This window comes from Nitrincola salilacus, from assembly GCF_046271865.1.
Lineage (GTDB): Bacteria > Pseudomonadota > Gammaproteobacteria > Pseudomonadales > Balneatricaceae > Nitrincola > Nitrincola salilacus.
Genome location: NZ_CP176580.1, coordinates 2,435,186 through 2,453,151, shown reverse-complemented (window position 1 = coordinate 2,453,151; position 17,966 = coordinate 2,435,186). Strand labels below are relative to the sequence as shown.

Below are 17,966 nucleotides of genomic sequence, written 5' to 3'. Positions count from 1 at the left end.
ATTACTGCTTCAGTTCCGCAAGTTGAGCCTTGAAGAAGTCGAGTGCGGCTTGGGAGTCCACACCGTCCTTGGCAGCATTTTCAACCCATGTGGCTTCCAGATCTGCTGTCAACTCACGCGCAGCAGCCACCACTTCAGGTGAAGCGTCAGTGAAGGTATTACCCTGCTCTTTGGCGAAGGCAACACCGCTCTCGTCAGAGATATCCATCATCTCACCGAACAGACGAGACAAACGCTCACCGGAGACACCCATGATTGCATCACGGTCAGCAGCGGACAGCGAGTCCCAGGTGTCTGGATTGATGACGATGGCAAAGCTACCGCGATACAGGCCACCTGGCAGGCTTAGTGTGTAAGGTGCGACTTCGGCCACACGGAATGAGCGCAGACCTTCGAGGGTCAGGAAGGCACCATCGATAACACCCTGTGATGCCGCTTCATAAGTCTGAGTAGGGGGCAGGTTGACGCCAGAGATCTCCAGACGACGGGCAATTTCAGACATCACCCCACCGCCGACACGCATGCGCTTGCCTTTGAGCTCGTCCAGCGATTCGATCTTTTCACGGCTGAATATCTGCCCTGGTCCATGCACACCAACAGCCAGTACTTCCACATCGCGGTGCTCGCGAGCCTTAGCCAAGTATTGTTCATGGGTGCGCCAGTAAGCGGCTGACATCACTTCGGAGGAAACATCTTCAAAGAAGGGCAGCTCAGGCAACTCGGTAGTCAGGAAGCGGCCGGGGAAGTGACCGTGGAACATCCAGGTGACATCACCAATACCATCTGCGACGATATCCATCTGCGAGTGTGATGGGCCCAGATCATAAACAACATTAAGTTTGACACGGCCTTCGGTGGCTTCTTCAATCCACTCACCCCAGGTAGGCCATACCATGGAGTTGATGCCGTGGTTGGGAGAGGCCCAGGTGCTGACGGTCAGCGTGGTTTGTGCCATGGCAGGGGTAAACGCAGTAACGGCCATAAAGCCAGTCGCCAGCATGAGGGTCTTGATAGTTTTCATTCGTTTGTCCTTTCGAGAGTTGAAGCGTTGTATTTATAGTTTCACTCGAAACTTACTCAGTCGTCGCTGAATAATAGGTCACTACCCGGTGGCGGTTTTGATAGGTGCATCAATGGCGGCATCAATGGCGGCACCTTTGGGTATTGAACGTTAAGCAATATCTGATATATTGCCGCCCGCTGTCAAGGCTGTACTCTTAGGTCATTAGTTACATATGAAACCAAATTGGATTTATATCAGCCTGCATGAGGCGGCTTGGTTCGGGTTTTAGCTACCTGATTGAATGGCAAGTGGGCCAGGCGTTTAACAGAGGATTTCCGAAATTAAATCCTTGATCTGAATCAATAAAGAATTTATATGTTCAGACCTGATATCTGTATTCAGGCAACTCATCGAGAAGTGGAAGTCACTGTATTGAGATGATTTTCTGCTAAGCTCTGTTGTGATACTTTCCGATTGCGAAATAATGTTATTCGATTTGTGAAGTGGTGACATTGCTCGCTGCTCTGACTCATTCAAGGAGATAGGATTTGGATCTGTTATCTGCCATGGCGATTTTTGTCAGAGTGGTTGATCTTAAAAGCTTTTCACTGGCTGCAAATGAGCTGGGTATTTCCAGTTCATCTGTCAGCAAGCAGGTGTCGCAGTTGGAGAAGCACATAGGCGCTCGCTTGCTTCAGCGCACTACACGACGCTTGAGTGTGACAGAGGCAGGCGCGGCCTATTACGAGAAGTGCATCAGCATTATGGCTGAGGTGAAGGAGGCTGAAAATCTGGTATCGCAGCTCCAGGGGCAACCCAGAGGGATACTGCGGATCAATTGTAATATGACGTTCGGACAGTTTCAGCTGGCCAGAGCGATCCCTTCATTCATGGAGAAATACCCTGAGGTCAGTTTTGAGGTCACGCTGGATGACCGCATGCCGGATATTGTCAGAGACGGCTTTGATCTGGCGATACGCATCACCGATCCACAGCTGCCAGACTCCAGTCTGATTGCACGTGAGATCGCAACGATTCCGATGTATACCTGTACAACGCCTCAGTATATCAAGCAGCATGGACGCCCACGCACACCAGAGGCCCTCAGAGAGCATAACTGCCTGATCTTCGTACATGCCAGCAACGCAAACCTCTGGTCACTTCGGAAAGGGGAGAAGAAGCATAGTATTCAGGTCAGTGGAGACCTGCGCGCTAATAACAGTCTGGTCGTACGCGAGGCAGTGCTGGCGCATCGCGGCATTGCCAATCTGGCATCCTTCGTGATCAAGCCCTATGTGATGAGTGGTGAAATGGAGCTGCTTTTCCCCGATTATGAGCCGGAGCGGCTCAGTATTTTTGCGGTATACCCCGATCGCAAATATATCTCACCCAAGGTCAGTGCCTTTATTGAGTATTTTCAGAAATGGCTTGAGGATAATCTCGAATTGCAGATCGATGTCTGATCAAAGCGCTTCAAGCCTTCAGCGCCTGGAAGGCCTCGCGTGTCAGGTTGCGGCTTTGCGCTTCAGCGATGATCAGGTTGTCCTCTACACGAACTCCGCCAAAAGGTTTCAGACGCTCAATCAGGTCCAGATTACAGCCATGTTGTGGAATTTCACGCACCATCCGATCCAGCAGCATGGGTATAAAGTACAGTCCCGGTTCAATGGTGATCGCCATCTTACTTTCCAGACGACGTGTCAGGCGCAAGAATGGCGCATCATCACCCGGTTTGAGCAGTGTGCCCAGTTCATCAATCTGATGTCCGGCGACATCATGTACCTGCAGACCTATCAGATGGCCCAAACCGTGCGGTGAAAATACCTGCGGGATACGCTTCTCCATCTGCTCATCCACCGACAGCGAACAGATCCCCATCTGGTGCAGGACACCGGCGATTTCTCGCAAGCCGGTCTGATGCAGGTTCTGATAGTCTGTGCCGGCCACAGCCGCTTTACAGATGCTCTGCTCAAGCGCTTCCATTTGGCTCAGCAGCTCTGCAAACAGGGCTCCGTCAGAAGCATGATGGTTGCAGTAGGTGCGCGTGATATCACTGCAATAGCCAAGATGGTTCGCGCCGGCATCTATTAGCATAGAATAATATACATCAGGTCTTTGCCATAGCTTATGCTCATAGTGCAGAATAGCAGCTGCATGATTCAGGCAGACGATGCCGGGGTAGGGTTCGTCTTTGCTCAGTTGCTCACTGGCAGCCAGAAAATCGAGATAGATCTCTGCCTCGCTTTTCCCTGCATGAAAACCGGCTTCGGCGGCAAGGTGACCTTTTACACCCTTGATGCTGGCCAGCTCCATACAGGCGATCTCGTAGTCACTCTTGATTGCGCGCTGATAATAGAGCGGATGCAGCAAGTATTCCGGGTTGATCTCTGGCTTGGTTGCCAGGCTTTTCAGCTGTTGGTTAAGCGGGCCCAGCCAGGTGATGCGACCTTGCAGAGCAGGCATCCAGTCTTTCAGTGCAGAGGCGGTTTCAATCTGCCACAGGGATTGCCAGTCGCCATCTGGAATCTGAGCGGTGGTGTGCCAGAAATCAGGTTTGTCTGGCCAGATCAGCCTTGGTTTTCCTTCTCGGCTGAGCAGAATAAACAGGTCCGGCCGGGCGACAAAGGGTAGCCACTGTTGGGCACCGGCGTAGGCCTTGAACGGATGAGTATGGTCATCATGGAAGTAATAGGACTGGCTACCACTGCTGATGATCAGGTGATCAACATCGGTGCTGCTCATCAGTGTTTGATACTGTTTGCACAGGCCCAGCAGGTGTTGCGGGTAGAGTTCTGTTGTCATAAATGAGCCGTCTCTGAATATCCTGTTACAAATCGGGTCGTATTAACCTGCAACTTGCATATAATGTTCAATAGTGAAAGTGTACTCAGACTAAAATTTTTAGTACAGATAAGATTTTTAAAAAATGCCGTTTTTATCGAATAAAAAGAGAGTAGCCCAATGAGTCACCCACAAGAGCAGGACGCCATCACGTTGACATCTGCAGCACCACTTGGCCAGCTCGCGCGCAGTCGTCGCAAAGCGCTTGGATTAACTCTGCAGCAAGTGGGCGAGCGGGCCCATCTTTCGATCGGTTTTATTTCACAGATGGAGCGCAATCTGGTGTCGCCATCATTGGCTTCACTTGTGAACCTGGCAAAGGCGCTGGATGTCAGCGTCGACTACTTCGTCAAAATGCCTGAAGGAGTGGGGCATGTCTCACGCAAGGCTGAGCGCAAGTCGATGCAGTTCAGCAATAATGGCCTGACCTACTCATTGTTGTCGACCGAGTTCAATGGCCAGACCATGAGCGCCATTGAGATCGATATGGATCCGGGATACCTGTCTGAGCTGGTCAGTCACGAGGGTGAGGAAACCATGCTGGTACTGGAAGGGGAGTTGTTTCTCAAACTGGACGGGCAGGATCATGTTCTGCAGCAGGGGGACAGCGCTCATTTTCAGGCAACCATGCCACACCAGTGGGGCAATGCCTCGCAGGATAAGGTCACCCGTGTCTACTGGGTGGGTAATCTTGAAGTTAACTTCAAACCTCATCAGGCTGAGTAATCAGGTGATGACGGTGAGAGTTTGAGAATGTCTGGCCCGGTCTGGATCAGCCACCGCGGCTACAGTCAGCTCTTTACCGAAAATACCAGCAACGCTTTTGATGCCGCGGTGGATCTCGGCTTCACTCATTTTGAAACCGATCTTCGCACTACCTGCGATGGCCATCTGGTACTGTGTCATGATCCGGATCTTGAGCGCATCGCGGGTTTTTCCCGTTCAGTTGAGGGCGCCACACGCTCCGAACTGGCATCTCTTCAGTTGAAAACAGCTGCATCGACAAAATGTGCTCTGCTTTTTTTTGATGAGATGGTTGAGCGCTATGCTGAATATCGCTGGACACTGGATATCAAACCTGAGAGTGGCATGCAGACACTGAGCTACTTGCTGCACCTCTGGACACGGCCCGGTTATAAAGAGTTTCTGACTGATCAGGTGCGTTTTCTGTTCTGGCGGAAAGAGCAGGAGCAATATCTGCTAGGGCATCACCCGGATGCTATCTGCATGGTCAGAGAGGGTGGTTGTCGTAGGGCCGGTGTTATGTCTCTGATGCGGCTGCCGTCTCTTGCGGGTATCTTACCTGGCAAGGTGTATTCGTTGCCATCTCGCTTTATGGGTATTGAAGTGATGCGCCCCGAAATGGTGTCACGCTATCACGCTTATGGTGCCAAAGTGCTGGCGTTTTTGCCGGAGACAGATGAGGATGCAAAGCAGGCGATAGAGTCAGGAGTGGATGAGATACTGACCAATCATCGGATACTGTTGTAACTGCTGTAACTGAATATGCTGTAACTGGATATGTTGTAACTGATGCAGCTGTTCGGAAAAACTAAGCGAAGAGCGGCAGGTACCGTTGAGCGGAGCCCAGGGGTACCTGCCGATTCAGCTTCAGCTGGTTTTCAGTACATTGATGACCGCTTTGCAGACGTAGTCCAGATTCTGACTGGACAGTCCCGCCACGTTTACGCGGCTGGAATCGACCATATAGATGCTGTACTCATCGCGCAGTCGATGTACCTGTTGCGCAGAGATACCCAGGAAGGAGAACATCCCTTTCTGGCGTTCGATAAAGCTGAAATCCTGCTCAACGCCTTGCTGACTCAGTGTCTGGTTGAACTGCACGCGCAGATCACCGATCCGCCTGCGCATCTGGCCCAGCTCCTGCTGCCACAGATTGCGCAGATCACCATTGCTCAGAATCACTTCAACTATTGCAGCACCATGGTTCGGTGGCATGGAGTAGTGGGAGCGGATAGTACCGAACAGCTGGCTTGCGGTATTCAGTGACTGCTCAGCATTGGCAGACAAAATCAACAGCACGCCAGTACGCTCGCGGTACAGGCCAAAGTTCTTCGAGCAGGACGCTGCGATGATCAGCTCAGGAACTTGCTCAGCCAGATAGCGCACACCGGCAGCATCTTCGTCCAGTCCATCACCGAGTCCCTGATAAGCCATATCGACGAAGGGCAGCAGGCCCTTGCGCTGAACCAGTTCGGTGACAGCCTTCCACTGCTCCAGGTTCAGGTCGGCACCGCTCGGGTTATGGCAGCAACCGTGCAACAGCACGACATCGCCAGTTTTCGCTGCGTCCAGCGCGCTCATCATCTTGTCGAACTGAATACCGCCACTGGCATGGTCATAGTAGGCATAGGTCTGGATCTTCAGGCCAGCGCCGCCGAGCAGTGGAATATGGTTGGCCCAGGTCGGATCACTGACCCAGACGGTGGTATCAGGAGAGCAGCTTTTCAGAAATTCGGCTGCCATACGCAGTGCGCCACAGCCACCAGGAGTCTGAGCAACAGCCAGGCGGTTGCTGAGCTGCTGATAGAGCGACTGGCCCAGAATCAGTTGGCTGATCAATTGATTGTACTGAGGAGCACCAGCCGGACCGATGTAGGTCTTGGTCAGCTCCTGTTCGATCAGAATGCGCTGGGCGCGATCAACGGCCTGCATGATCGGGGTGTTGCCCAGTTCATCCTTGTAGACCCCCACGCCAAGGTCGACCTTGTGTGGATTCGGGTCCTGGCGATACAGTGCCATCAACTGCAGTATCGCGTCGTGGGGCTGGGCTTGAATGACTTCAAACATTATTATTCTCCTCAGGCTGCGCTGGCGGTAGCGACAGCAACTCCATTTTTATACTCTGCGAGCAGGATCTGGTGCTTTTCAGCCGCTTTTTCAGCCGCTTGCTCACGCACCGGGCCAAAGCCACGGATCTCGGCGGGCAGATTAGCCAGTTCTACAGCCGTTGCATAGTTCTCTTTGTCCAATGTGGCGACAAACATCTCCAGCAGTGCTTCATACTCGGCCAGCAACTGCCGATCCAGCTTGCGATCGGCACTGAAACGGAACGGGTCGAGCTTACCGTTTCTGAGATGGCGCAGACCTGCCAGCACCTTGAGTGCCTTCAGCATCCAGGGACCAAAACGACGTTTGGCCGGGCGCCCCTTGCCATCGAGTGCCTTGGACAGCAGTGGTGGAGCCATATGGAAATTGATCGTGTAGTCACCACTGAAGGTGCTTTCAATCTCCTTCAGGAAGTCTGTTTCAGTGAACAGACGCGCCACTTCATACTCATCTTTATAAGACATCAAACGGAAGAGTTGTTTCGCAACGGCTTCGCTCAGTTTACCAGATCCCTTGATATTAGAAGCTACCTTACCTGATTGGCTGATTAGATTCGCCTCGGCTTTCTGGAGCTTTGCCATCAGTTCACGATAGCGGGCTGCCCAGGCGCCGTTCTGGTAACGTGTCAGATAGTGTGCATTTTTCTCTATCTGCTGTTCAAGGCTCAGCGGGGCAGAGACCTCTTCAGCAATGAAACGTGTCTTGATGTACTCGGCATCCGCTGCAGCGAGTCGACCCCAGGCAAATGCCTGTTTGTTCTTCTCAACCGCCACACCATTGAGTTCGATGGCGCGCTGCAGTGCTGCCAGCGAAACAGGTACCAGACCACGCTGCCAGGCGAAGCCCAGCATCATCATGTTGGAGAAAACAGTATCCCCCAGCAGACGCTCTGCCATAGTGTTGGCATCCATGCTGTCGAAGCCGGACTCGCCAGCGATATCGGCCAGCATGCCGACGCGCTTGCGGCTATCCATGTTGGCATCGCGGAACAACACATAGTCGGCGGTCGGCAGCTCGGCCTGATTGATAACGATGCGGGTATGGTTCTTGTTCAGAACATTCAGCGCCTTCTGTGAGGTCGCTACAACCATATCACAAGCGATCATCGCATCGGCCTGACCCTCTTCGATGCGTACCTGATGCAGCTTTTCAGGGCTGTCGGCCAGTCGAATATAGCTGAGTACTGCGCCACCTTTCTGCGCAAAACCCATAAAGTCGAGTACCGATGCACCTTTGGACTCAAGGTGCGCGGCCATGGTGATCAGCGCACCGATGGTAACAATACCGGTACCGCCGACACCGACGACCATCATGTCATAGGTGCCCTGCAATTCTGGGTGCAGCGGTGTGGGCAGATCATTCACCTTTTTCCAGAAGCTGTCGCCAACGCTCTCCGCCTGAGGCTTGCGCAGTTCACCACCTTCGATAGTGACAAAACTGGGGCAGAAGCCCTTTACGCAGGAGAAGTCCTTGTTACAGGAGGACTGATCGATCTTGCGCTTACGACCCAGTTCAGTCTCACGCGGCACAATCGACAGACAGTTGGACTGTACGGAGCAATCACCACAGCCTTCGCACACATGATGATTGATAAAGGCGCGCTTGGCAGGATCAGGGAACTGGCCACGCTTGCGACGGCGGCGCTTCTCGGCAGCACAGGTCTGGTCGTAGATCAGTACGGTACAGCCTTTGATCTCACGCAGCTCACGCTGAATCCCATCCAGCTCATCACGGTCGTGGAAGGTGACACCCTTCGGGAACTGACCTTCATGACCTTTATACTTCTCCGGCTCATCGCTGAGCACGACAATGCGTTTAACACCTTCGGCGGCGGCGTGGTTAGCGATCATCGGTACCGTGATCTGACCGTCCACCGGTTGGCCGCCGGTCATGGCAACGGCATCGTTGAACAGGATCTTGTAGGTAATATTGACGCCCGCTGCAACCGCCTGACGGATCGCCATCGAACCTGAATGGAACCAGGTGCCTTCACCCAGATTCTGGAAGATATGGCCATTGCCGGTAAAGCGGCTCTTGCCAACCCAGTTGACACCTTCGCCACCCATCTGAATCAGAGATTCGGTTTCGCGCCCCATCCAGGATGCCATAAAGTGACAACCGATACCGGCCAGCGCCTTGCTGCCCTCCGGCACTTTGGTTGAGCTGTTATGCGGGCAGCCGGAGCAGAAGTAGGGCATGCGACGCACACCACCGGGATCTTTGGTGCCGCAACTGCTGGCTTGCAGCGTTGCCAGTGGCTCATCGAAACTGATATTGAAGAAACGGCTCAGGCGCGCAGCGACAAACCCTGCCAGAATCCGGGGGCTGAGTTCGCCGACGTAAGGGATCAGAGGTTCGCCCACTTCATTCTGTTTGCCGACGATCAATACTTCGCCGGGATGATCGGGTTCAGACATCGCTTCCTTGATCTGGCTCTCGATGATGCCGCGCTTCTCTTCGATCACCAACACTTCCTGCTTGTCGTGAACAAAGCTCAGCATGCCCTGTTTTTCGATTGGCCAGACCATGCCGACCTTATAGATATCGATGCCCAGCTCACGCGCACGGGCTTCATCAATACCCAGCATCTCCAGCGCTTCCATCAGATCAAGATGGCCCTTGCCGGTAGAGACTATGCCATAGCGTGCCTGGGGATTGTTGAACAGGCATTTGTCGATCGGATTAGCACGGGCAAACGCCTGAACGGCGGCCAGCTTGTGTTCGATACGGGTTTCCAGCTGTGGTCCCGGCAGATCTGGCCAACGATAGTGCAGACCAGTGGCGGGTGCTGTGAAATCGGTTGGCATAACGAATGTGGGCAGAGGCTTGAGATCAACAGAAGCCGCACTTTCGACCGTTTCGGAGATCGCCTTGAAACCAACCCAGCAACCGGAGTAGCGCGACAGCGCATAGCCCCACAGGCCGAAATCGATATATTCCGCAAGGTTGGCAGGGTTGATGGTCGGCATAAACCAGGACATAAAGGCCACATCCGACTGATGGGGCATGGAGGAGGAAACACAACCGTGGTCGTCACCTGCTACAACCAATACACCGCCATGAGGGGAGCTGCCATAAGTGGTACCGTGCTTGAGCGCATCGCCAGCGCGATCGACACCAGGGCCCTTGCCATACCAGAGGCCAAAGACACCTTCGACCTGTTTATCCGGGTCGGTCTCAACCTGCTGGCTGCCGAGCACCATGGTGGCAGCAAGATCTTCATTGATGGCGGGAACAAACTCTATCTTGTGATCATCAAGCAGCGTGCGGCACTGCCACAGTGCCTGATCGTAACCACCGAGCGGTGAGCCGCGATAGCCGCTGATCAAACCGGCAGTATTAAGGCCGTTCTGTTTATCCAGTGCAGCCTGCATCAGGGGGATGCGGACCAGCGCCTGAGTGCCGGTCAGGAAGACTCTGCCTTCCATGCGGGTGTAACGATCTTCCAACTGATAGTCATCGAGCTTGGAGATATGGCTATTCATTGACGTTGCCTGCTGGGTCTGATTTCTTGTTATGTCACCCATAACGGCGTAAAAACAGGATTCCGCCACAGGTGCAGTTGTTACAACCATTGTAGGAAAAATCAGGAGAAAGGTGCTTGCGAAAAGGGCGGGTAAAAAGTCAGGATATGAAATTTTATTTCTAAATAGTACCTATAAAGTAAATATTCTTTCTTAAATCGCTTATTTCATTCTAATATAAACAACTGATGTTGATATGAAGGTATCAAATGACAGAAATAGAGAGGGGTCAGTCGCTCGGTTGTATCTCCGGCGACTGATCATCAGAAGCTGGCTGTTCAGGCTTTACGATTTTTCAGATAACAGATCGGGTGCAATACCAGCCAGGCGTAGATACCCAGTCCAATCGAAACGCCGATCAGGTTCATCCAGTCAACCCAGGTATTGACATACGCGATGCTGGACAGGGTGTGAATCGGTACCAGAAACAGTGCTGCAATCGCCACGATCGGTGGCAGCAGTTTTGAACCAATACCGCCTGGTTTTGTAAAGCCATAGCCCTTTGTGCGTGCGATCACCTGTGGGATCAGAAAAATCACGATCATCAGTGCAATCAGCCATAGCCAGGGCAGGGCGGAGTACCAGAGAACAGTCAGAATGCCAGTCAGTGTCATGGTGATACTCCTTATATTTTGCCTTCAAGCATGGCGTAGTAAGCGGGGCGCAACATGCGCTCTTTCATGACCCATACGGTCCAGGATTCCTCTTTCGGATCGATGAAGGAGAAGGAGGGCAGCAGCTTGCTGTCCCAGCCAAACTCCACCAACATCGCCTTGCCGATACTGGTGATCAGTGGGCAGGAGGTGTATCCGTTGTGTCGGGCAGGCAGTGGGCGATCCTGCAGATAGGCCAGGAAGTTCTGTTCCAATACATTTGCCTGCATCTTCACGCTGGCAGCGGTCTTGTTGCTGGGCATTCCCATCACATCACCGATACCCCAGACATTGGGATAGTTGGGGTTCTGCAGGGTTTCTCTGTCCACCTCCATCCAGTCGACAAAGGGTCCTTCGCTGAAGCGCAGGGGGCTGTTTAGGATTGATTCCGGAGCGGTCATGGGTGGGACTACATGAATAAAGTCGTAATCGCGTGTTTCCTCCCAGCTGTCATGATGGTCACCCCCAACAGTATAATGGCCGGATGTTGCCGTTCCTGTGCGCTCGCCCTTGACCTTATAAGTGGCTTTTTTTGCATCAGCATCAATCCCTGTGAGCGTCCAGAAATCGTTGCGTATCACCCCCTGTTCAGTAAATCGTTGCTTTACAAAGTCGTTATAGAAGGGCACGCCAAACAAGCCACCTGAAGGCGTCATGAACTCGACATTGAATTGATCACGTTTACCACTATTCTCAAGGCGGGACAGGGTGGTGAAAGTCATTTTAAGGGGCGCACCAGCACACTTGAGGGCAGACGGTGGCAGATTGAACAGACCAGTACCTCGTCCACTTGCTATCCAGCGATCGATCTCGACACTGGTTGCTTCAGCCTCATTAATCCCGGCATAGACACTGCCGATCCCCTTGCCCTGGCCAATCAGGCGTGTATCCATCCCTTCAATCCGTTCATAGCGCAGCTGTAATCCGCAAGCCACTATCAGATAGTCATACTTTAATGTTTCACCATTACTGACTGTGACTTGATTGTTATCCGGATCATACTCGGTCACCATGCCACGTACCCAGTTGACGCTGGGTGGTAGCCATTCGGCGGTTTTCGACAGTGTCTTCTTTTTGTTCCATACCGCTGAGGCAACCAGTGTCCAACCGGGCTGATAGTGATGATCCTCACGGCTGTCTATGATGGTGATACGCGCGCCGGGGAGGCTCCGGGTAAAGCGGTTGGCCATTGCGATACCACCTGCACCAGCACCGCTGATAACAATATGCGCATTAGTCTGCTGAGCCAGCGCGTCAGGAATCAAACCTAGTGCCGGCCCTGCAACGGCAGATGCCAGACCTAACTTGAGCAGGTCTCGGCGACTTTTACTATCTGGATGTGGGGTCTTTCTGGTCATTGCACTTTACTCCGGGCGCCACTGAGTGATTAATTGGTGATCACTCTATTTTTATATATATTAACATGGCTTAAATTATATATAACTAATACCAAGGTCAATATTCCATTCTGTTTTACTTGCGCTGGATCAATACTTGAGTGGAAGGTTTGAATAGGTCATTGTGTAGGGATAACATTTGAACAAATAAACAGACGGATGCCGCTGTCCGGCAGAGCAGGTAAGTTCAACCGTGATTCAATTAGATACCTACGACAAACGCATCCTCAAGCTGCTTCAGACTGATGGACGCATCAGCAATCAGGAGTTGGCCGACAGTATCGGGTTGTCTCCCGCAGCTTGTTGGCGTCGGGTTAAGGCGCTGGAGGAAGCAGGCGTTATTCGTGGTTTTGTTGCGCTGGTGGAGTCACGCCAGGTAGGTCAGCCCCTGTGCGTGATGGCGATGGTGACTCTGTTACGACACAGTGCCGACAGCACCGTTGAGTTTGAGGAGCGGGTGAAGCAGTATCCGGAGGTTTTACAATGCTATGCCGTGACCGGAACGGCAGATTTCATGTTGCGTGTGGTTATCCCGGATATGGAATCTTATGACCGCTTTCTGAATGAAAAAATCTTCACCATTTCCGGCATCTCACAGGTGCACAGTAATTTTGCACTGCGCGAAATCAAGAACGAAACAGCCATTCCTGTCTGACAGATCCCTGTCTTACGTATGCTGCCAGACACACCTCAGTCCAACTATCACAATCTGCCTGTGTTCAGTGGATAGATAGCAGTCTGAGATCTACTCTTTCCTGTAAAGAAATAATCTTCTTCACCCTGTCGGGATTATCCCCGGATCAAAATTGGGTAAGGTAGGTCAGATATAGTGAACCTACAAAAACAAGAAAGAAGAGAGCGACGATGCTGAACACCTATACCTTCCCCGAATATGACTATATTCGTTCCAAGGACCAGGATGCGGCTGAACCTGTACGCCATCCGGTAATCGTGGCCGGTGCCGGTCCGATCGGCATGGCAATGGCGTTGGATCTGGCGCTGCAGAATATCCCCGTTGTCGTGCTGGATGATAACAACACTGTCAGTGTCGGCTCGCGTGCTGTCTGCTACGCGAAACGTTTTCTTGAGATTATGGATCGCCTGGGTATTGGTCAGCGTCTGGTTGATAAGGGTGTGACCTGGAATATCGGTAAGGTTTTCTTTGATCGTGATCTGGTTTACACCTTTAATATGCTGCCGGAAGAGCATCATCGCCGCCCCGGATTCATCAATCTGCAGCAGTATTATCTCGAAGAGTACATGGTGGATCGCATCCATGAACTGGGTGGTATCGATCTGCGCTGGAAGAACAAAGTCACCCAGGTGAAGCAGGATGAGCAGGGCGCAACACTGACTGTTGAGACGCCGGAAGGCAGCTATCAGATGCAGTGTGATTACCTGATCGCCTGTGATGGTGCTAACTCACAAATCCGCAGTCAGTGTGGATTGGAGTCTAAAGGACAGATCTTCAAGGATCGCTTCCTGATTGCCGATGTGGTGATGGACCCGAGCAACTTCCCACCTGAGCGCTGGTTCTGGTTCAATCCGCACTTCCATGAAGGACAGTCCACCTTGCTGCATCGTCAATCCGACAATGTCTGGCGTATCGATTTCGATCTGGGTTGGGATGCCGATCCGGAAGAGGAGAAAAAACCGGAGAATATCATTCCCCGCGTGCGTGCCTTCCTCGGTGAAGAGGTCGAATTTGAGCTGGAGTGGGCGAGTGTTTATACCTTCACCTGCCGCCGCATGGACAACTTCCGCCAGGGCCGTATTTTCTTTGCCGGTGATGCTGCACATCAGGTATCGCCCTTCGGTGCACGTGGTGCCAACTCCGGTGCGCAGGACACCGATAATCTGGCGTGGAAGCTCAAGCTGGTGATGGAGGGGCGCGCTCCGGATGCACTGCTGGATACCTATTCGGATGAGCGCGTGTATGCGGCAGATGAGAACATCCTGAACTCGACCCGTTCAACCGACTTCATCACACCAAAGAACGAGATCAGTCGCGTTTTCCGCGATGCCACGCTGAGCCTTGCGCGGGACTACCCGTTTGCCCGCCGCCTGGTCAACTCTGGCCGTCTATCTTTGCCTGCGGTGTACACGCACTCATCGCTGAATACGCTGGATCAGGAGGCGTTTGTCGGCAAGATGGTGCCGGGTGCGCCCAGTACCGATGGGCCAGTCAATCGGGCAGGGCAAGAGAGTTATCTGCTCGAACAGCTGGGCAATCAGTTCAACGGTCTGCTGTTTATTGAAGGTAAGCGTGATCTGACTCAGTCCGTGCTGGATCAGTTGGCGGCTCTCTATCAGGCGAAAATTCCGCTGAAGAGCTTCCTGATCTGTTCGCACCAGATCGACCTGCCATTGCCAGAGGGTGTTGAATTGCTGGTGGATACCCTGGGTGTGGTCAAGGAGCGTTTTGATGCCACGCCGGGCACTTTCTATGTGATGCGCCCGGATCAGCATGTCTGTGCCAGAATGCGCCAGTTTGATAACAACCGCGTTGCTGCTGCAATCCGCAAGGCAACGGCTCAGTGATGCTGTCAAGACAGAATAAGAGAGAGAAACATGACTAAACTGATAACTGACCCGAACCTGCCTGAGCCAGATGATTTCTATCAGGAGCTGACGGATCTGCACCGTGACCTGTCAATGGAGCAGAGCGCCGAGATCAACGCCAAGCTGATCCTGCTGCTGTGCAACCATATCGGCGATCAGGCGGTACTGTCGGAAGCGATGCAGATCGCTAAAAAGACAACGGCGGTTCATTAACCGCCAGTGACGAAAACGACACAGTGCACTGGCGCGTCAGATGCCGGGCACTTCTTTGCTGTAAGTATTGTTTAACAATAGGGTGATACATGAAAAAATGGATTCACTTCCCCGTGATCGAGGGTGAAACCACGCGTCAGGCTCACTGCGATATGCCCGCAGGGACCTTTGACCGTGAGGTCGGTCGTGAGGGTTTCTTCGGCCCAGCCACGCAGATGCATCACAAGCATGCGCCGACCGGCTGGACACGGATGGAGGGGCCGTTGCGTCCACGCTCCGCCGATATCAACGAAATTTCCAACCGGGCAGACAGTCCGGCAGATGCCGTGTTGCTGCTGCATAATGCGGCGTGCAAGGTGCGTACCTGGCGCTGCGATCAGGCGATGGATCATCTGTTCCGTAATCAGGATGGCGATGATCTGCTGTTCATCCACGAAGGTGCTGGTGAGTTCTTCTGCGACTATGGCCATTTCACCTTCAGTGAGGGTGACTATATTGTGATTCCACGTGGCACCCTGTGGCGTATCGAGCCTACCGCGCCGATCTTCATGATGCTCACGGAAGCGACCAATGATGCCTACCAACTGCCGGAGAAAGGAGCAGTAGGGCAGCACGCAATCTTCGATGCTGGTGTGCTGGATCGCCCGCATATCAATGATCTGTTCAAAGCGCAGCAGGATGAAAACGAGTGGACTATCCGGGTCAAACGTCTAGATCAGATCACCGAGATCACCTATCCCTATAACCCACTCGACTGCATCGGCTGGCACGGTGATCTGTGTGTGGTGAAACTGAACTGGCGCGATATCCGCCCGTTGATGAGCCACCGTTTCCATCTGCCGCCGAGTGCGCACACCACCTGGGTGGCAAAGCGCTTTGTGGTCTGTACTTTCTGCCCACGCCCGATGGAGACCGATCCCGGTGCGCTGAAGTTACCCTATTTTCATAACAATGATGATTATGATGAAGTGCTCTTCTATCATCAGGGTAACTTTTTCAGCCGTGACAATATCCGTGCCGGGATGATCACTTTCCATCCTTGCGGCTTTACACATGGCCCGCATCCAAAAGCCTATGCCGCAGCCGAAAGTAATGCCGGCAAAATGACCGATGAAGTGGCGATGATGATCGACACACGCGATCCGCTGGAACACACAGCAGCCTTCAATCAGGTCGAAGATATCAATTACGTGAATTCCTGGAAGCCGAAGTAACCGGCAACGACAGGCAATCTCAAGATAAGCATTTTACAGGGTGAACATATGAAACTTGGATCTCTCAATCAAGGACGCGACGGCAAGCTGGTCGTTGTGTCTCGTGACCTCAAACTGGCCGTTGAAGTGCATAACATTGCACCAACCATGCAATACGCGATCGACAACTGGGATACCGTCGCACCTGCGCTGGAGCGCATCTATTTTTCACTGAATGAAGGTGAAGTAGTCGGTTCGTTTGATCTGGATATCAATCAGTTGGCTTCCCCGTTGCCGCGTGCATATCAGTGGTGTGATGGGTCAGCCTATGTTAATCACGTAGAGCTGGTGCGCAAGGCGCGAAATGCTGAAATGCCACCCAGCTTCTGGACCGATCCACTGATGTATCAGGGTGGTTCTGACACTTTCCTGGCGCCAAGCGGCGACATTCTGATGGAGAGCGAAGAGTGGGGCATCGACTTTGAAGCAGAAGTCGCCGTCGTTACCAGCGATGTACCCATGGGTGTCAGCGCTGAAAAAGCGGCTGATACGGTCCGTCTGGTGATGCTGGTGAATGACGTATCCCTGCGCAATCTGATTCCGGCTGAGCTGGCCAAAGGTTTCGGTTTCTTCCAGTCCAAGCCATCAAGCGCCTTCTCACCCGTTGCTGTCACTCCGGACGAACTGGGTAACAGCTGGCAGGATGGACGCCTGCATGGATCGATGCTGGTGGAGTACAACGAGAAGCCATTCGGTAAGGCAGATTGTGGCACCGACATGGTGTTCAACTTCCCGCAATTGATCGCCCATGCGGCCAAGACACGCCCACTGGGTGCCGGCGCGATTATCGGCTCAGGCACCGTGTCCAACAAACAGGATACGGAACACGGCTCTGCGATCGAAGATGGTGGCGTGGGCTACTCCTGCATCGCCGAGGTTCGAATGATCGAGACGATCAACAGCGGCGCTGCGAAAACTCCCTACATGAGCTTTGGTGACCGTGTGCGTATCGATGTTAAAGATGCGAAAGGGCAGAGCATCTTCGGTGCGATTGACCAGAGGGTTGTCAAATACACAGGGCAAGCATGATGAAGCTCTATGATTACTGCCGCTCGTCGGCAGCCTATCGCGTGCGTATCGCGCTGAACATGAAAGGGCTGGAGTACGAACAGATTCCAGTCAGCCTGCTGGAGGCCGAGCATCGCAGCGAGGCCCACCTGGCGCGCAACCCTCAGGGTCTGGTCCCCATCCTGGAAGATAAGGGCGCGATCATCAACCAGTCGCTCGCAATTATCGAGTATCTGGAAGAGCGTTACCCGGACACCTTGCGTCTGTTACCGGTTGAACCTCTGGCACGTGCACGTGTTCGCTCATTGGCGCAGTTGATCGCCTGCGATATTCACCCGGTGAATAATCTGCGCGTTCTGAAATATCTGGTCGCTGAATTCGGTATCTCGGAAGAGCAGAAAACCGCTTGGTACCGTCACTGGATACAGGCCGGTTTTCAGGCGTTGGAGCAGCACCTGACAAGCAGCGCAGAAACAGGTGTGTACTGTCAGGGCGACAGCCCGACACTCGCAGATATCTGCCTTGTCCCTCAGGTATACAACGCAAACCGGTTCAAATGCGATCTCAGCGATTTCCCGACTATCCGTCGTATCCATGCAGCCTGTGAAGAGCTGGAGGCGTTCAGTAGGGCGCATCCTGATCTGCAGCCCGGTGCTTGAGAT

General features: G+C 53.0%; 15 protein-coding genes. 9 read left to right on the top strand and 6 right to left on the bottom strand.

Annotation, left to right across the window (positions count from 1 at the left end; all coding sequences use genetic code 11):
* Nucleotide 1: 1 nt before the first annotated feature.
* Nucleotides 2-1,021, bottom strand: a complete 1,020-nt coding sequence (locus ACK3CJ_RS11700) for a TRAP transporter substrate-binding protein (RefSeq protein WP_409522386.1) — start codon at nucleotides 1,019-1,021, stop codon at nucleotides 2-4.
* 530 nt (nucleotides 1,022-1,551) lie between these two features.
* On the opposite strand from ACK3CJ_RS11700, the gene ACK3CJ_RS11695 reads away from it, so the two are divergent.
* On the top strand, nucleotides 1,552-2,466 hold the full coding sequence (locus tag ACK3CJ_RS11695; RefSeq protein ID WP_409522385.1) for a LysR family transcriptional regulator: 915 nt from the start codon (nucleotides 1,552-1,554) through the stop codon (nucleotides 2,464-2,466).
* A 10-nt stretch (nucleotides 2,467-2,476) separates the two neighbouring features.
* On the opposite strand, the gene pepQ is transcribed toward ACK3CJ_RS11695, so the two are convergent.
* Nucleotides 2,477-3,805, bottom strand: coding sequence for a Xaa-Pro dipeptidase (gene pepQ / locus ACK3CJ_RS11690; RefSeq protein WP_409522384.1), 1,329 nt, complete (start codon nucleotides 3,803-3,805; stop codon nucleotides 2,477-2,479).
* 159 nt (nucleotides 3,806-3,964) lie between these two features.
* Between pepQ and ACK3CJ_RS11685 the strand changes: the two genes are divergently transcribed.
* The gene (locus ACK3CJ_RS11685; protein WP_409522383.1) at nucleotides 3,965-4,570 is read left to right on the top strand and encodes a cupin domain-containing protein; all 606 of its coding nucleotides are present in this window, start codon (nucleotides 3,965-3,967) and stop codon (nucleotides 4,568-4,570) included.
* A gap of 27 nt (nucleotides 4,571-4,597) precedes the next feature.
* Nucleotides 4,598-5,335: a glycerophosphodiester phosphodiesterase gene (locus ACK3CJ_RS11680; protein ID WP_409522382.1), complete on the top strand. Its 738-nt coding sequence runs from the start codon at nucleotides 4,598-4,600 to the stop codon at nucleotides 5,333-5,335.
* 120 nt (nucleotides 5,336-5,455) lie between these two features.
* On the opposite strand, the gene ACK3CJ_RS11675 is transcribed toward ACK3CJ_RS11680, so the two are convergent.
* The 4 genes from ACK3CJ_RS11675 to ACK3CJ_RS11660 form a co-directional block, all read right to left on the bottom strand.
* Nucleotides 5,456-6,655: an aromatic amino acid transaminase gene (locus tag ACK3CJ_RS11675; protein ID WP_409522381.1), complete on the bottom strand. Its 1,200-nt coding sequence runs from the start codon at nucleotides 6,653-6,655 to the stop codon at nucleotides 5,456-5,458.
* Nucleotides 6,656-6,666: 11 nt separating this feature from the next.
* Nucleotides 6,667-10,179, bottom strand: a complete 3,513-nt coding sequence (locus ACK3CJ_RS11670; RefSeq protein WP_409522380.1) for an indolepyruvate ferredoxin oxidoreductase family protein — start codon at nucleotides 10,177-10,179, stop codon at nucleotides 6,667-6,669.
* Between the two features lie 317 nt (nucleotides 10,180-10,496).
* Nucleotides 10,497-10,832, bottom strand: coding sequence for a hypothetical protein (locus ACK3CJ_RS11665; RefSeq protein WP_409522379.1), 336 nt, complete (start codon nucleotides 10,830-10,832; stop codon nucleotides 10,497-10,499).
* An 11-nt stretch (nucleotides 10,833-10,843) separates the two neighbouring features.
* A complete protein-coding gene (locus ACK3CJ_RS11660) occupies nucleotides 10,844-12,229 on the bottom strand; it encodes an NAD(P)/FAD-dependent oxidoreductase (RefSeq protein WP_409522378.1) in 1,386 nt (461 codons plus the stop codon).
* 232 nt (nucleotides 12,230-12,461) lie between these two features.
* On the opposite strand from ACK3CJ_RS11660, the gene ACK3CJ_RS11655 reads away from it, so the two are divergent.
* The 6 genes from ACK3CJ_RS11655 to maiA all read left to right on the top strand — a co-directional run bounded on the left by ACK3CJ_RS11655 (nucleotide 12,462) and on the right by maiA (nucleotide 17,963).
* On the top strand, nucleotides 12,462-12,923 hold the full coding sequence (locus tag ACK3CJ_RS11655) for an Lrp/AsnC family transcriptional regulator (RefSeq protein WP_409522377.1): 462 nt from the start codon (nucleotides 12,462-12,464) through the stop codon (nucleotides 12,921-12,923).
* A 209-nt stretch (nucleotides 12,924-13,132) separates the two neighbouring features.
* Nucleotides 13,133-14,809 carry an FAD-dependent oxidoreductase gene (locus ACK3CJ_RS11650; protein ID WP_409522376.1) on the top strand — a complete coding sequence of 559 codons (1,677 nt, stop codon included), beginning with the start codon at nucleotides 13,133-13,135 and terminating at the stop codon, nucleotides 14,807-14,809.
* A gap of 30 nt (nucleotides 14,810-14,839) precedes the next feature.
* Complete coding sequence (locus ACK3CJ_RS11645) at nucleotides 14,840-15,043, top strand: DUF2783 domain-containing protein (RefSeq protein WP_409522375.1); 204 nt, start codon at nucleotides 14,840-14,842, stop codon at nucleotides 15,041-15,043.
* Between the two features lie 89 nt (nucleotides 15,044-15,132).
* Entirely contained in the window at nucleotides 15,133-16,257 is a 1,125-nt protein-coding gene (locus tag ACK3CJ_RS11640) for a homogentisate 1,2-dioxygenase (RefSeq protein ID WP_409522374.1), read from the top strand.
* A gap of 48 nt (nucleotides 16,258-16,305) precedes the next feature.
* Nucleotides 16,306-17,325 (top strand): fumarylacetoacetate hydrolase family protein, encoded by a 1,020-nt coding sequence (locus ACK3CJ_RS11635; RefSeq protein ID WP_409522373.1) that lies wholly within the window; start codon nucleotides 16,306-16,308, stop codon nucleotides 17,323-17,325.
* Nucleotides 17,322-17,963 (top strand): maleylacetoacetate isomerase, encoded by a 642-nt coding sequence (gene maiA, locus ACK3CJ_RS11630; RefSeq protein WP_409522372.1) that lies wholly within the window; start codon nucleotides 17,322-17,324, stop codon nucleotides 17,961-17,963. Before ACK3CJ_RS11635 ends, maiA begins: the two co-directional genes overlap by 4 nt.
* Nucleotides 17,964-17,966 lie beyond the last annotated feature (3 nt).

Coding starts and splice junctions, on each gene's coding strand:
- ACK3CJ_RS11700 (WP_409522386.1), bottom strand. CDS start 1,021: ATGAAAACTATCAAGACCCTCATGCTGGCGACTGGCTTTATGGCCGTT.
- pepQ (WP_409522384.1), bottom strand. CDS start 3,805: ATGACAACAGAACTCTACCCGCAACACCTGCTGGGCCTGTGCAAACAG.
- ACK3CJ_RS11685 (WP_409522383.1), top strand. CDS start 3,965: ATGAGTCACCCACAAGAGCAGGACGCCATCACGTTGACATCTGCAGCA.
- ACK3CJ_RS11680 (WP_409522382.1), top strand. CDS start 4,598: ATGTCTGGCCCGGTCTGGATCAGCCACCGCGGCTACAGTCAGCTCTTT.
- ACK3CJ_RS11675 (WP_409522381.1), bottom strand. CDS start 6,655: ATGTTTGAAGTCATTCAAGCCCAGCCCCACGACGCGATACTGCAGTTG.
- ACK3CJ_RS11670 (WP_409522380.1), bottom strand. CDS start 10,179: ATGAATAGCCATATCTCCAAGCTCGATGACTATCAGTTGGAAGATCGT.
- ACK3CJ_RS11665 (WP_409522379.1), bottom strand. CDS start 10,832: ATGACACTGACTGGCATTCTGACTGTTCTCTGGTACTCCGCCCTGCCC.
- ACK3CJ_RS11660 (WP_409522378.1), bottom strand. CDS start 12,229: ATGACCAGAAAGACCCCACATCCAGATAGTAAAAGTCGCCGAGACCTG.
- ACK3CJ_RS11650 (WP_409522376.1), top strand. CDS start 13,133: ATGCTGAACACCTATACCTTCCCCGAATATGACTATATTCGTTCCAAG.
- ACK3CJ_RS11645 (WP_409522375.1), top strand. CDS start 14,840: ATGACTAAACTGATAACTGACCCGAACCTGCCTGAGCCAGATGATTTC.
- ACK3CJ_RS11640 (WP_409522374.1), top strand. CDS start 15,133: ATGAAAAAATGGATTCACTTCCCCGTGATCGAGGGTGAAACCACGCGT.
- ACK3CJ_RS11635 (WP_409522373.1), top strand. CDS start 16,306: ATGAAACTTGGATCTCTCAATCAAGGACGCGACGGCAAGCTGGTCGTT.
- maiA (WP_409522372.1), top strand. CDS start 17,322: ATGATGAAGCTCTATGATTACTGCCGCTCGTCGGCAGCCTATCGCGTG.